Genomic DNA, 15,449 nt, shown 5'->3' with positions numbered 1-15,449 from the left:
ATTCTGAACAGTAATGATTAACAAACTTGTAAGAATTATTTACAAGTTGAAACATTTATAAAAAATCCATTTGAATTTTTGCAAATTTATGGCTTTATTTCCACACTTTGTCGGCTCCACAATTTCCACATAGATTTATCTTTAATCCAAATCTCAAGAAGCGATAATTTCATCTCAAAATCTTCACTTTGATACAACCCTGAAACCTTTATTTTCCTTCTGATGCTGAATGTATTTTTAAACTTTTTAATTTCAGAAACTTCGGTTTGCCTTATTTCTTTATAAACCACTTTTTTGGAAGAAAAATCTTTTTTAAAGTCATTTAAATTCTGAATCCAGCCATTAGAATGACCGAAAGAAACATCAATAGCAAACAAATCTAGAATCTTTGAATCATTATTTTGCATTAAAGAATCAAGTTTTGCCGTTTGAGAAAGCAGTTGTTTTTCCTGTTTTTGAATATTCCTGAGAAAAACCAAAAGCAAAGCAAAAGAACAATAGAATAGGGAAGAGTCTCATTTTCACATTCTCAAATTAAACCATTCTCAAATTCCAATTACCCTTTTCTGTAAATTGTTCTCGGTTCGCTCTGTGCACTTGGATAAATGGTCATATCAGAAACCGTAACGTGTTGTGGAGCATTAATGCAATAGGCAATTGCATCGGCAATATCTTCTGCTTTTAAAGCTTCATAACCTGCATAAACGGTTGCGGCTCTTTCTTGGTCGCCTTTAAATCTTATTAAAGAAAAATCTGTTTCTACAGCTCCCGGCTGAATATTGGTGACTCTGATTCCGAATTCCGTCAATTCAATTCTCATTCCTTCAGAAATCACATCAACGGCTTTTTTAGTTGCACAATAAACCACGCCATTTGCATACGTTTGCCTTGCCGCTACCGAACTGATATTAATAATTTGTCCCGAATTTCTTTCTTTCATCATCGGAATAAGCGTTTTAGAAACGTATAAAAGACCTTTTACGTTTCCGTCAATCATAGAATCCCAATCATGAGTACTTCCTGCGGAAAGAGGTTCTAAACCATGTGCATTTCCTGCATTATTAATTAATACATCAATATTTTTCCATTCTTCTGGAAGTGATGCAATTGCGTTTTCAACTTCTTCAAGATTTCTAACATCAAACTTTAAACTAAACACTTCGGTTAATACAGATAATTCAGCTTTTACAGATTCTAATGCTTCTGGTCGTCTTCCACAGATAATGATTCTGTTTCCTTGTTTTGCTAAAAGTTCTGCAGTAGATTTTCCTATACCTGAAGTAGCTCCGGTGATGAGTATTGTTTTCATAATTTTGCTGTTTGCCATTAGCTTTTAGCTTCTGGCTAATTTTGTTAAAAGCAAATAACTATCTGCCAAAAGCAAGAAGCTAATTTGCATCAAATGCTTCAAAAGCATCTGGAATATGTTCTATAATTAAGTTTCCTTTTTTGTCGGGAAGCACAGAAATAATATCAAATCTTACTTCCTGATTCTTATTAAATTCTTCCATGAAATGATCAGCAGCAGTAACAATAGATTTTATCTTCCCTTTTGTAACCGCTTCCTGCGGAAGAATAAAAAAATCGGTTGACCTTGCTTTTACTTCAACTACGATAATCTGATGCTCTTTTTCGGCAATAATATCTATTTCAGATTTTTGATAACGAAAGTTTCGCACCAGAATTTTGTAGCCTTTTTTCTGTAAATATTCGGCGGCTACATTTTCTGCTTTCTTACCAAGTTCGTTGTGATCTGCCATATTTTGAGTTTGAGAGTGGGAGAGTTTTGGGAGTTTAAGAGTGAATTTAAAACGCAACCTTTACCTTATCCTCAACCTTCATCTTAATCTCACTTCCAATAATCAACGGTCGATTATCTTTGATATGTCCATTAGGGAAACCAAAAATGACAGGAAAATTATACTTTGAAATTCTTTCTGAGATAAGTTTATAGGCAAACTCGTCAAAACTTTCTTCGTATTGTTTGTTGTCTTTTTCGTCTCCCATATTGGTCATTCCGCCAACAATTAAACCTTTTATTTTTGTAAAAACTCCGGCCAATTCAAGGCTCATTATCATTCGATCTAAGGCATAGAAGTTTTCCCCAATATCTTCGATGAATAAAATTTTATCTTTAAAATCAAATGAATATTTAGTTCCCAAAAGCGCATAAATGAGGGCTAAATTCCCTCCAATCAATTCGCCTTCAATATTTCCTTGTTTATTAAATTGATTCGATTCTAAGCTGTATTTTGGCTTTTTACCTTCTAAAATATCAAAAAGTAAATCATAGCTTTCCTCAGTTACTCCAAAACTCGAAGTTTTAATCGTTTGTCCGTGAATGGAAGCAAAGCCTTTTTTAAACAAATAACTTTGGATCACTGTATTATCAGAATACCCAATATACCATTTCGGATTTTTGGTAAACTCTTTTAAGTTTAAACCTTGAACTAAATGTTGGCAACCATAACCGCCTCTTGAAGCCCAGATTGCAGAAATTTCAGAATCATTTAAAGCCCAATTGATATCATTTAGTCTTTCCGCTTCAGTCCCTGCATAATTATAGCCATTAGAAAATTTGGTATAAAGATTTTCGCCTAAAATAGGTTCAAAACCTTTAGCTTTAATCATTTCTATCCCTTTTTCCAATTGAGTTGGCTCTACAGAACCTGCAGGAGAAATGATAGCTATTTTGTCGCCTTTTTTAAGTGATTTGGGAAATATTTTCATAGACGAATCATTATTTTATTTAAAATAAATCTTACTCATTATTATTGCGTTAAGCGTATCTATTTTTTTATTTTCTATATTTTAATTCCTTTTTCTCAGCTTCTTCTAATCGTTTGTCAAACTGATTAAACATTTTGAAACTCTGAAGAAATATGAAAAAACTGAAAATAATTAAAACAACGCCAACTCCTTTTCTAATATTATTTGCCAGTTTTTGCGTAAGCCTGTCATGAAACTGTTTCGCCAGAAAAATTTTAGCAAAATCAATCAAAAGATAGGTGGCAATAACAATGGTTAAATAAAGAATCAACGTTTCTGTATCTGGATATTGGTTTCTTACCCCAATCACTGTCACCAACCAAAAAAGAATTACCCCAACATTCAAAAGGTTTAGTAAAAAACCATTGATAAAAGTTCTAAAGTAATTCTGGCTGATTATTTTTTCTTCCCCGGGCATATGCATCTTGGTTTTGGTGACCATCATGATAATTCCGTAGGTGAGGATAAGTATAGAGGTAATTCTGTAAAATCCTGGATGCTTGTCGATAAGATCAACAATATCTGCACTGGCGTAATAGGCTGCAATAATACATAATAAATCTGCCGTAATAACACCAAAATCTAGTGCTAAAGCATGCTTCGGACCTCTTGTAAAACTGGTTTCAATCAACAGAAAAAATATAGGCCCGATAAATACGAGACTCAGCATAAAGCCTAAACCTATGGCAGAAAATATGAGTTCAAACATTTAAAAATTGTTTCAATTCCAAATTTAAAGATTATATTTTTATTTAAGTTTAAAAAGAGGATATATCAGGTTTTAATTTTAACAAAATATCTGTTTATGCATTAAATATTTTTTTTAAGGCATCAATTTCTAAAAAATACGTCAATTTAAAGAGCAAATAATAATCAGTACCTTTTAATTTTTCTCCTTATTTAAAACAAAAAAAGACCACAAAATGTGATCTTTTTATATGTAATGATTTTAAATGTTGAAATTACTCCACAATCTTAAAATCAAGTTGTTTTTGAATTAAATTAGCTTTTACAACTTTAATCTGTAACTGATCTCCCAATTGATATCTGTTTCCTGTACGAGATCCGTACACTGCGTGTGTAGTTTTGTCATACGTATAAGAATCATCCATTAAATCTCGCAATTTAATTAAACCTTCAGCACCATTTTCAGGAATTTGAACCCAGAAACCAAATTCTGCAACTCCTGAAATAACTCCCGTGAAAGTTTCTCCCAGATGTTTTTCCATGAATTTTACCTGCATAAATTTGATAGAATCTCTTTCTGCATCGGCTGCCAAACGTTCCCTTGCACTACAGTGTTTTGCTTTTTCTTCCAGCTCATATCTATCTGGAGATTTTCCTCCATCCAAATAATGCTGTAGCAATCTGTGGGCAAGCAAATCGGGATAACGACGGATAGGAGAGGTGAAATGCGAGTAATAATCAAATCCTAAACCGTAGTGACCAATCGGCTCGGTAGAATAAACCGCCTTACTCATGCTTCGCATCGCCAAAGTTTCGATCATATTTTCTTCGCCTTTTCCTTTCACATCTTTCAATAAAGTATTCAACGATTCAGCGACTTTTTTGGTGTTTGCCAAATCTATCTTATATCCAAAAGTAGAAACAAAATCCCTTAAAGCTTCCAATTTCGCAGGATCCGGATCGTCGTGTATTCTATAAATAAAGGTATTTCCACTTGGACTTCCTTTTTTCAGTGAGACAAATTCTGACACTTTTTTATTCGCCAAAAGCATGAATTCTTCAATCAAGTGATTTGAATCTTTGCTGATTTTAAAGTAAACGCCGATCGGCTGATTATTTTCATCTAAATTAAATCGAACCTCACTTCTGTCAAAGGTAATTGCCCCGTTTTTGATACGTGCAGCACGCATAATTTTTGCTAAATCATCAAGAATATTAATCTCTTCTTGTAAATCGCCTTCTTTAGTCTCAATTCTTTCCTGAGCTTCTTCATAAGAGAATCTTCTGTCTGAATGAATAACCGTTCTTCCAAACCATTCTTTCTGAATTTCTGCTTTATCATTTAGCTCAAAAACAGCTGAGAAAGTATATTTATCTTCATTCGGACGAAGCGAACAAACATCGTTACTCAAAACTTCTGGAAGCATCGGTACCACACGGTCTACCAAATAAACTGACGTCGCTCTTTCGTACGCTTCATCATCCAAAATAGTCCCGGGAATTACATAATGAGAAACGTCTGCAATGTGAACTCCAACTTCCCAGTTTCCATTTTCTAGCTTTCTCATCGATAATGCATCATCAAAATCTTTGGCGTCTTTCGGGTCAATGGTAAAGGTCAAAACATCACGCATATCCCAACGTTTTGCGGCTTCTTCAGCGGTAATGCTGCGGTCGATTTTATCGGCATCTCTTTCCACTTCTTCAGGGAATTCGTACGGCAAACCATACTCTGCAAGAATAGAGTGAATTTCAGTTTCGTGATCTCCCGGATTTCCTAAAACCTGCAAAATTTCTCCTTCAGGATTTTTGTCTCCAGGTTTCCATTCCGTCATTTTTACAACGACTTTATTGCCATCTTCAGCACCATTTATTTTCCCTTTCGGGATAAAAATATCTGTGTTTATTGTTTTTTTATCACAAACTACAAACCCAAATTCTTTATGAGCAACCAATTGAAAAGTTCCTACAAATTCTGATCTTTTTCGTTCTAAAACCTCCAAAACAGAGCCTTCCAGTTTTTTACCTTTAAAATTGTAAGTAACAATCAATACTTTATCGCCCTGTAATGCATCCTTTACGTTTTTTGAGTGGATGAAAATATCATCTTTCATATTTTCTACCGTAACGTAAGCATTTCCAGATTGGTTAAAATCGATGGTTCCCGTTAAAGTTCCTTCAATTTTTAAGTTAATACTGAATTTTCCTTTTTCGGTTTCTTTAATTCTCTGGGTTGATAAAAGCTTGTGTAAAGCCTGAATCACCATTTCCCTTTGTCTGGGATTTTTATGGTCTACACCGTCTGAGATTTGTTTGTAGTTGTATAATTTGGTTTGATTTTGATTCATAAATCTCATGATTAATCTTCCGATTTCCATTAATTTATGATCATTTTTTTCGCTTATATATTTTTTCTTTTTTGCCATTTTTTAATTTAATTCTATAAAGATATTTCCTTTTGCTTTCAATCGGAAATATTTTCGTTTTAATTCTGAATATTCATTGATCTTGATAAAAATTTCATCGTTTTCTTCAAAGAAAATGTCTATATGAAAACTTTTATAAGGATTAATTTGCTTGTTATTTAATTCTTTAAAATTATTTTTTGCGTTGTAAAAAGTTATTTCGTCATTTTTTTTAGAATAAATCTTTTTATACGACTGTACTTTTTTATTTACATCTTCATTTTCACTGTATGGAAATACAATTTTCGAAGGAAATTTATTTACAAATTTTCTAAAATTATTTTCATTCCAAAATAATTCTGATGCTAAATTTACTTTTAAATTGACAGGAGAATAGTCAGTTTCATCCATCCCACATCCCCCCATTTGTGAAAAACTTGCAATTTGTAGAGTTATGATTTTGTGTTTAACTGAGTTTAAATTTATTTTACTAAAAATAAAATCTGCCAGCTTTTCGTAATTGATATTTTTAGTTTCTTCTAAAAATATCTTTTTTACTTTCTCTAATTCTTCTTTTGAATACCTATAAGGTTGGTAAACTTTTTTGGGACAGCCTTGTTCTTCTGCAAGCCCTGGAACTGTAGGACAAGCATCATCTTTATCATAAATACCATCTCCATCTGTATCCGGCCACGGACAACCATTATTTTCTGGAGGTCCAGCAACTGAAGGACAAGCATCATCTTTATCTAATACTTCATCACCGTCAATATTTTGCCACGGACAACCATTATTTTCTGCAGATCCTGCTTCTTTCGGGCAAAGGTCTAAATAAAATAAAACACCGTCTCCATCTTCATCAGAAAGACAGATTTTTTTGCTGAATTCTTGCTTACATTTTTTGAAAGATTCTTTGTCAATAATTTCCTGTGAACTGCAACACAGAAAAATAAAAAGGAAAAAGAATGTATAATAAAATTTCATCTTTGTAATTTATAATTTATTTATTCTTTAATAATTTCCACTTTCTATCTTTAAATTGATATAAAAAAATTCTTTCGAAAGCTTTATTTTCTTCATTAGAAATATTGATATAAATGTTATACGTATTAGGAAAATTATCATTTGAGTAAGGCAATAATTTTACATATAAATGAATATAATTTTCTGATAATATTTTATTTGAATCCTTACTTTTATGTAATTCTAAATTTTCTACACGCTTTTCATTTGAAGAATAGTAAAATTTTGTTTTCTTACTATTCAAATCAGTATAAACACCTTCATAAACAAGCTTAATACGATTACTTTTAAGAAAATTATTTTTATTAATCATATTATCTTTAAAAGACATAAAGGGTATTCCAATAAGAGGAATTATACTTTTATTTTTAAAAACTTTTTGAAATTTTTCATAATTCTTTTTATTCCAAAATTTCTGATAAAGATCAAACAGAATATTGTTTTCAAATCGAGGGCAATTTATATCCGAATCTAAACCACAAGAAACATTTATTATCGTTATTTCAGGATTTAGAATTAGAATTTTTCTCGGGTTTATTTTAATTTCGTTAAAAATTTCTAGCTTAGAGAATTCGTTAAAAAGAAGTTCAAGATTTACTGATTCGAGTTCTTTAAATTGTTTTTCATAAATCTCTTTTTCTTGATTATAATATCTCTCACAATCAAATTTAGATTTAAATCCTAAAAGTACAACATCTTTAATTTCATCAATATTTACAGTGTCTTGCTCTTGTGCCCGAAAACACAAAAAACTCAACAACATTAAAAATGAAAATACAAATTTTATCAAAATTTTAAAATTCTTTACTCAAAAATATAAGTTTTCATTTAGAAAATCTACAATGAAAGTTTAAGTTAAATTTAAAACAAAAATGGAGAAGAAAGGAGAAAAATTTTCTGATAATCTTTAGTAAAAATATCTGAAATTTTAGAGGAATCAACAGTTTGGTAAATCTTGTTGGACAGTGCAAATATATAAAATAAAAAATAAATAAGGCTTGAAATCTGATTTACAAGCCTTTATCAATTTAGCAGAATGCTATTTTATCTACTCTGTTTTGGTGTCTTCCTCCTTCAAATTCTGTATTCAAAAAAGTTTTAACAATTTCCAAAGCATATTCTTTAGCTACAAATCTTGCAGGTAATGCAACCATATTGGCATTATTATGTTGTTTAGATAAGGCCGCAATTTCTGGCATCCAAGAGAGTGCACAACGAATTCCCTGATGTTTATTAGCAGAAAGTTGTACGCCTTGCCCGCTTCCACATACTAAAATTCCTAGTTCATTGTCTCCATTTTCAACAGAAGAAGCTGCAGGATGTACAAAATCAGGATAATCTACACTTTCAAGAGAATGGGTTCCAAAATCCTGAATTTCAAATTCGTCTTGTAACTGCTGTTTCAAATATTCTTTATACTCAAAACCTGCATGATCCGCTGCAATAGCAATTTTTCTTTTCATTTTTTACTTTTAAATTTATTTTTACTTTTATTTTATATCTGCAGTCATTAAATCTTTTGGCAAAGTTACGTTAAATCCAAATTTAATCTTCTTTGTTTCATTAGGTTTTATATTAAAATTCCAGATTAAGAAACCTGTGCTTTTATCATAATCTGCATGATCAGGATTAGTCACTTCTATTTTTATATTTTCAGCCATTGAAAGCGGAATCTGATCTTTTAGTTCAAGATTAATAGCAGTGTCTTTATTATTTTTAATTGTGATCTCGTAAGCATAATTTTGCAGCTTTTCTTTTTCACCTAAATTTTTAGTTTCTATTTTAACAAGTTCTCTTTTCGTTAGAATATTAGGATCGGTACCAAGACTAATCAGCATCTCGCTCGTAAGCTGATTAGTATCAATATTCACGGTACCAATCTGCATATCTTCCATAAAAATATCTGCACTTCCAGGTAAGAAATTATATTTTGAGTAATCCTTTATAGAAGCCAGAAGAAAAGTCTTATTTTCTAATTTTGGAGTTGAAAAATATTTATAATGAGTAGTTGCCTCAAACTCGCTTAAATCTTCTGTCACTTCAACATCTGAAGGAAGTACGATATTCTTATCTAAGGAAATTTCAGTTTTCATCGTTCTCTGTGAAATTCTTGATCTAGAGTCTCCCAATACTGCATATTCGGCTACGTTAGAAGTTTTCTCATTACTCTTCGGTCTTTGAAATGCCTGATTAGAAACATAATAATCCCGCTCTGTTCTCAGAAACCAACGGTCTAGTTCATAAGGTTTATCTTCTGAACTAAAACTTCCGTTGATTAGTTTTATTGGAATATTTTTAAATTCCAAACCAGTATTTTGTTGAATTTTGGCCTTATAAGAAATTTTCAATGGTGATTTAATTCCATTTGATTTAATAATATAATAAGGTCTCCAATTTGCATTTTGTATTACTTGATTTACTTCAAAATTAATTGTTTGCTTTTTATCACTTGTAATTTGAAGAACGATGATATTGCTATTAGAAGTTTCATCATTTTTTGAAGAGACATATCTTTTATTCTCTAAAATTGAAATTCTTGACTGGTTCTTAGCAATAATTGCCTGTAAATCAATCTCTTCGTTGTATAAATTTTTGAGAGTAGCTTGATTGAATTCGATCATTTTTAAAATTTCAGCAGAAGAAGGATTTCCTAATGTTTGATTTTTTTGAACAATCCCTATAGAATTTCTGGTAAGAGTAAGATCCTGCTCAATTTTTTTGTTAGTCTTCTTGTAAAACTCAATACTATCATTTACAGATTCAACATTCTTACTTTTTCCTATTTTTTCTGCATACTGCGAAGGGTTATTGTTATAAGATTCGTAGCGGATAAGATTAATTTTTTTATCTGGCTTAAAAGATGAAATGTCCATCCCATTATTTCTTCCAAATTCTTTGATAATGATAAAATTTTTCCCTGTAGAGACCTCTGCAGAAAAAAAATGTCTGAGCATTCCACCGTTTGAATAGATTTTAGCTTCTTTAATTTTTGAAGTCGTCACAGTGTAATTTTCTTGTCCGAAACAGTTATAAACAATCATTACAAAAGTTAATATATTGATTTTCAGCATATTTTTAAATTATTTTTTATCATTTTTTGAGTTTTTCACAATTGTTAGTTAAATTCTAACAAAATGTTAAAAGCATTGTTAATAAGTGTGGAAAACTTTCTTAAAACTAATCTTTTTTTTCTAAAAAAAAATTCTTAATGAAAGTTGCTTCCAAATATTTCGTTAAAAATTTTCAAAAACTTTTATAAGAGTATTCTATAGTTTTTCCATAAATCAGTTATCAAGATTTAGTATAGTGGAAAAGTTATCAAGAATTGTTAGTAACTACCCGAAAATACAGATTTTCAGCATTTTATTTTGTTAATTAAATCTGAATTACCTAAAAATTAGATGTTATCAACTTTTAGCATCAAAGTTATCCCCGAAACTAACAATACACAACAACATTATTCATTCTTTCTTTTAAAAAAAAAGATGATAGTGTTGATTGGTGGGTGCTACGTTTGTTTAGAATTTTTTGAAAACTTTTAAAAGATTCGATTTTTTGCGAGACTTTAAAATCTTACATTTGTCAAACAAAAATTTAAAATAATTGATGAATTTGTTCTGAGCCCGAAAAACTCAGGATTTTGACTCATCATGGCGATTCCATTTGAAAAAAAAATAGATTTAGATATGAAAACAATCAATGATTTCAATTTTAAGGAAAAAAAAGCTCTGGTAAGAGTAGATTTTAACGTTCCGCAGGATAATCAGCTTAAAGTTACAGACAATACGAGAATTATGGCTGTGAAACCTACAGTTGATAAAATTCTTAAAGATGGCGGTTCTGTAATTTTGATGGCTCACCTAGGAAGACCTAAGGGAGAGGTTAAAGATGAGTTTTCTTTAAAGCATATTGTTGATGAAGTGTCTAATGTATTGGGCCAGGAAGTAAAATTTGTTGAAGAATGTGTAGGAGAGAAGGCTGAGCAAGCTGCTTCAGAACTTAAAACCGGAGAAATTCTATTATTAGAGAATTTACGTTTTCATAATGAAGAAGAAAATGGAGATGAAGCTTTTGCAGAGAAACTTTCTAAACTAGGAGATGCTTATGTAAACGATGCTTTTGGTACTGCTCATAGAGCTCATGCTTCCACTGCGGTGATTGCTCAATTTTTTAACTCAACTAAATTCTTCGGTTTATTAATGGCTAAAGAGCTTCAGGCAATCGATAAAGTACTGAAAAGTGGTGAAAAACCTATTACAGCTATATTAGGTGGTTCTAAAGTTTCAACTAAAATTACCATTATAGAAAATATCTTACCTGCGGTAGATAATTTGATTATTGGTGGTGGAATGGCATTTACTTTCATCAAAGCTTTGGGTGGTAAAATTGGAAATTCATTAGTTGAAGAAGATAAATTACCTCTAGCGCTTGAAATTTTAGGAAAAGCAAAAGAGCATAATGTAAAAGTATATCTTCCGTCGGATGCCATTATTGCTGAAGATTTCAATAATGATACTGAAAGAAAAGAAGTTGATATTTACGAAATTCCTGAAGGATGGATGGGACTTGATGCAGGTATGAAATCTAGAGATCAATTTAATGATGTATTGTTAAATTCTAGAACCATTCTTTGGAATGGACCCATAGGTGTTTTTGAAATGTCGAATTTTGCTGGTGGAACTATAGCTTTAGGAGATAGTATTGCTGAAGCAACGAAACTTGGTGCTTTTTCTCTTGTAGGTGGAGGAGACAGTGTTGCTTTTGTAAAACAGTTTGGTTATGGTGAAAAAGTAAGTTATGTTTCTACAGGTGGAGGAGCGATGCTTGAAAGTTTAGAAGGACTTGAACTTCCTGGTGTTGCTGCTATAAATAACTAAACCTATAAAATATATTTAAAGTCTGCTATACAATAGCAGACTTTTTCTTTTCCAATTTTAGATTGATTTGATTTTTTAGGTATTTCATTCTTTTTTGTGAACTACGATAAAAATTTTATGTCTTTCTCTATCTGATATACTGTATTGTTGTCGATTAAAAAAATTCTATGCGATTCTCAGAGGCTTTGTTTGAATTTTCAACTAAGCTATATTTCTATAAACCTGACAATCTTTTCAAGTATTATCAAAAATTAAATTAGCTATATTTTTTTTTTTTGATTTGTGCTATTTTCTATCTCTTGTACTGTATAAGTATCAACTAAAAAATTTCTATGCGATTCTCAGAGGCTTAATTTGAAATCGAAACTATTGCTATATTTTGTTATTCGGTGTAATCTTCTCAGCAAAGTAAAATTCAATTTTATTCGAATTTTCTTTTTTCAAATTGTACTATTTTCTTTCTGTTATCCTGTATAAATAGTAATAAAAAAAAATCTATGCGATTCTCATGAGGTTAGTTTTAGCTATAAAGTATTTTTTCTTTTTACTAATTATACCATTTACTAACATTTTATTAATATTTTTAGAATTGAAATCTTTATTTTTTAAAAAGTCGAATTATTTGAAAATATAAAATTAAATTTTAGAGTAGGGGAGTGGCTTAAAAAAATAAAAACTCAAGAAATTATCCTGAGTTTTATTTTTTTAAGCTAAAATTGATGAAAATTGACCTTAAGAAACACCTTAAAAATCGATTTTCTACTTTTTTTCGATAATGTATATCAAACTTGAAAATTCATTAGAAAAAAGGGCTTTTACGTTAGAAATCGTTCCGTAGATGATAGCTTTTAGCCAAAATAGGGGAGATTTTTTGTATTTTTCGCTCAACATAGAGATGTAGTAGGCATCTAATACCAAAGGTTTTATTTTTCTCATCTTCCAATTAGGTTTTTTAGAAATTAAATTTTCCATACCATTTTTGGAGAAATGATAAATATGTCTTGGTACATCATATGCAGCCCAATATTCTTTGTAATGTTTTGCATCGTAAGAAGTAGGATTGGGAACAGCTATTATTAATAATCCTTTTTCTTTTAATTTTCTATTAAAAATTTCGAGCATTTCATCCTGATTTTCCACGTGCTCGAAAACATGCCAAAGTGTAATTGCATCTAAACTATAATCTTCAATTGTATTGATATTATCCAGGATTGTAGCTTTTGAAATTTTATCTTTTACAGCTTTTCTAGCATCTGCATCTGGTTCAAAGCCAAAAGTTTCAAAATCGTTTTCAATATATTTTACAAACTCTCCGGCTCCACAACCGTAATCTAATACTTTTGATCCTTTCTTAATTCTGTCTAAAAGAATTGTTTTTTTATATTGTAAATTGAAAGACTGTAAAAATTTATACAATTTTTCCTTTAAACTTCCTGAATCTTGATGATGAGAAATGTAATCTTCACTTTCATAATATTTAGAAATATTCGATGGAATAGGGGAGGTTTTGAAAACTCCCTTTGTCTCTGTTTCTTTTATTTCAAATATTTCCTGAGTAAGAAAATAATCTTTTATTTTCATTGAGTTATATTCTTTTAAATTAAAAATTAAGGTATTCTGAGTTTTGAAATAAGCTCATAAATACCTTAATTTTCGCTTTTATTTTATAAATGTTTCACGTGAAACATTTTGTATTTAACGCCCTAAATAGATTAGTAAAACGTTGATATCGGCTGGTGAGACGCCACTTATTCTTCCGGCTTGTGCTACCGTTTTTGGTCTCACATTATTCATTTTTTGTTTAGCTTCTGCAGATAAACTTGATATCTTCAAATAATCGAAATCTTCAGGAATCTTTACATTTTCTAAGCGATTAAGCTTTGCAACGTTTTCTTTTTCCTTTTCGATATAGCCTTTATACTTAATGTTTACTTCGGCTTGTTCCCTTACTTCGTCATTATATTTTGAAGTAAATTCTTTAATTGTATCAATTTCATCTAGTTTTTCTAGCGTAATATTGGGCCTTGTAAGGAATTGTGATGCTCTGTATGCTTGATCTACAGGATTACTTTCCATGCTTTCAAGAATAGGATTAATGATTCCAGGCTTTAAAGAAGTTTCTCGTAAAAAGGTTTCAAGTTCCTGACTTTTAGCTATTTTCTCTTCAACTCTTTTTAATCTTTCTTCTTTTGCTAAACCTAAGTGATATGCTTTTTCAGTTAATCTAATATCTGCATTATCTTGTCTTAAAAGAAGTCTATATTCGGCTCTTGAGGTAAACATTCTATAAGGTTCCTCAGTACCTTTTGTAATTAAATCATCTATTAAGACACCAATATATGCTTCATCTCTGTTAAGGATAAATTCATCTTTTTCATGAACTTTATTGTGTGCGTTAATACCAGCCATTAAGCCTTGTCCTGCAGCTTCTTCATAACCGGTTGTACCGTTTATCTGACCTGCAAAATATAAATGATCAATTAATTTTGTTTCTAAAGTATGCTTTAATTGAGTAGGAGGGAAGTAATCATATTCAATAGCATAGCCTGGTCTGAATACTTTTACATTTTCAAATCCTGGAATATGCTTCATTGCTTTGATTTGTATATCTTCCGGAAGAGAAGAACTAAAACCATTTACATAGATTTCTACAGTTTTCCATCCTTCTGGTTCTACGAATAGTTGATGTCTGTTTCTTTCTGCAAAACGATTTATTTTATCTTCAATACTCGGGCAATATCTAGGTCCTAAACTTTGAATTGTACCATTGAACATTGGGCTTCTATCAAAACCTTCACGTAAAATATCGTGTACTGCTTCATTGGTATAAACGATATGACAGCTTAATTGTTTGGTTAACTTAGGGCTGTCTAAGTAGCTGAATTTTTGAGGATTTAGATCTCCTCTTTGTTCTTCCATTTTAGAATAATCGAGACTTCTTCCATCTACTCTCGGTGGAGTACCGGTTTTCATTCTTCCAGCTTCGAAACCTAAAGAAACCAATTGTTCGGTGATACCAAAAGCTCTTGGCTCACCCATTCTTCCACCTCCTAATTGTTTATCTCCAACATGAATTAAACCATTTAGAAAAGTACCGTTTGTTAATACAACAGATTTGGATCTGATTTCAATTCCTAAAGAAGTTACCACACCAACTGCTTTATTATTTTCTATAATTAAACTTTTTACCATATCCTGAAAGAAATCAAGATTTGGTGTATTTTCTAATGCGAAACGCCATTCTTCTGCAAAAAGCATTCTGTCATTTTGTGTTCTTGGAGACCACATTGCGGGACCTTTTGATAGGTTAAGCATCTTAAATTGAATTGCAGATTTGTCTGCAATAATTCCTGAATAACCACCCATCGCATCTATTTCTCTTACGATTTGTCCTTTGGCAATTCCTCCCATTGCCGGGTTGCAACTCATTTGCCCAATGGTTTGCATATTCATTGTAACCAATAAAGTTTTTGAACCTAAATTGGCAGCAGCAGCAGCAGCTTCACAACCTGCGTGACCTGCCCCGACTACAATTACATCATATATTTCTGAAATCATATTTTATTGCTTGTTTTAAGCCTTAAATTTTAATCTTTTGTATAAATGTTTCACGTGAAACATTATTTAAATTAGCAAGCTAAAATTGCTTGTAATGGGGTTTGTTTTTAGCCCCGATCGCAGCATTTGT

The 15,449-nt window shown here is 31.1% G+C and carries 12 protein-coding genes and 1 pseudogene; 1 reads left to right on the top strand and 12 read right to left on the bottom strand.

What is annotated here, in order from left to right; genetic code table 11:
* Positions 1–86: 86 nt before the first annotated feature.
* The 10 genes and pseudogenes from LO744_RS01140 to LO744_RS01095 all read right to left on the bottom strand — a co-directional run bounded on the left by LO744_RS01140 (position 87) and on the right by LO744_RS01095 (position 9,955).
* Complete coding sequence (locus tag LO744_RS01140; RefSeq protein ID WP_230666551.1) at positions 87–407, bottom strand: hypothetical protein; 321 nt, start codon at positions 405–407, stop codon at positions 87–89.
* A gap of 149 nt (positions 408–556) precedes the next feature.
* Positions 557–1,309 carry an SDR family NAD(P)-dependent oxidoreductase gene (locus LO744_RS01135; protein WP_230666549.1) on the bottom strand — a complete coding sequence of 251 codons (753 nt, stop codon included), beginning with the start codon at positions 1,307–1,309 and terminating at the stop codon, positions 557–559.
* A gap of 79 nt (positions 1,310–1,388) precedes the next feature.
* Positions 1,389–1,817, bottom strand: a complete 429-nt coding sequence (locus tag LO744_RS01130) for a YraN family protein (protein ID WP_262908581.1) — start codon at positions 1,815–1,817, stop codon at positions 1,389–1,391.
* Positions 1,807–2,730, bottom strand: a complete 924-nt coding sequence (locus LO744_RS01125) for a S66 peptidase family protein (protein WP_230666545.1) — start codon at positions 2,728–2,730, stop codon at positions 1,807–1,809. The genes LO744_RS01130 and LO744_RS01125 overlap by 11 nt, the downstream gene beginning before the upstream one ends.
* A gap of 67 nt (positions 2,731–2,797) precedes the next feature.
* Positions 2,798–3,478: a LysE family translocator gene (locus LO744_RS01120; RefSeq protein ID WP_230666543.1), complete on the bottom strand. Its 681-nt coding sequence runs from the start codon at positions 3,476–3,478 to the stop codon at positions 2,798–2,800.
* 253 nt (positions 3,479–3,731) lie between these two features.
* Complete coding sequence (gene rnr, locus LO744_RS01115) at positions 3,732–5,882, bottom strand: ribonuclease R (RefSeq protein WP_230666541.1); 2,151 nt, start codon at positions 5,880–5,882, stop codon at positions 3,732–3,734.
* A 582-nt stretch (positions 5,883–6,464) separates the two neighbouring features.
* Positions 6,465–6,722 (bottom strand): annotated as a pseudogene (locus LO744_RS01110) (thrombospondin type 3 repeat-containing protein); the annotation flags it as partial.
* Between the two features lie 139 nt (positions 6,723–6,861).
* Positions 6,862–7,674, bottom strand: a complete 813-nt coding sequence (locus LO744_RS01105) for a hypothetical protein (RefSeq protein WP_230666539.1) — start codon at positions 7,672–7,674, stop codon at positions 6,862–6,864.
* Positions 7,675–7,912: 238 nt separating this feature from the next.
* The gene (rpiB, locus tag LO744_RS01100; protein ID WP_074230553.1) at positions 7,913–8,347 is read right to left on the bottom strand and encodes a ribose 5-phosphate isomerase B; all 435 of its coding nucleotides are present in this window, start codon (positions 8,345–8,347) and stop codon (positions 7,913–7,915) included.
* Positions 8,348–8,374: 27 nt separating this feature from the next.
* Positions 8,375–9,955 carry a DUF4139 domain-containing protein gene (locus tag LO744_RS01095; protein ID WP_230666537.1) on the bottom strand — a complete coding sequence of 527 codons (1,581 nt, stop codon included), beginning with the start codon at positions 9,953–9,955 and terminating at the stop codon, positions 8,375–8,377.
* Positions 9,956–10,570: 615 nt separating this feature from the next.
* Here LO744_RS01095 and LO744_RS01090 point away from each other — a divergent pair.
* Positions 10,571–11,761, top strand: a complete 1,191-nt coding sequence (locus tag LO744_RS01090) for a phosphoglycerate kinase (RefSeq protein ID WP_230666535.1) — start codon at positions 10,571–10,573, stop codon at positions 11,759–11,761.
* 759 nt (positions 11,762–12,520) lie between these two features.
* Here the strand turns inward: LO744_RS01090 and LO744_RS01085 are convergent.
* A complete protein-coding gene (locus LO744_RS01085) occupies positions 12,521–13,342 on the bottom strand; it encodes a class I SAM-dependent methyltransferase (RefSeq protein WP_230666533.1) in 822 nt (273 codons plus the stop codon).
* A gap of 114 nt (positions 13,343–13,456) precedes the next feature.
* Positions 13,457–15,319: a tRNA uridine-5-carboxymethylaminomethyl(34) synthesis enzyme MnmG gene (gene mnmG, locus LO744_RS01080; RefSeq protein WP_230666531.1), complete on the bottom strand. Its 1,863-nt coding sequence runs from the start codon at positions 15,317–15,319 to the stop codon at positions 13,457–13,459.
* Between the last annotated feature and the right edge of the window lie 130 nt (positions 15,320–15,449).

This window comes from Chryseobacterium turcicum, from assembly GCF_021010565.1.
Lineage (GTDB): Bacteria > Bacteroidota > Bacteroidia > Flavobacteriales > Weeksellaceae > Chryseobacterium > Chryseobacterium turcicum.
The sequence above is the reverse complement of the archived record's forward strand: the minus strand, read 5'-3'. Positions and strand labels throughout refer to the sequence as shown.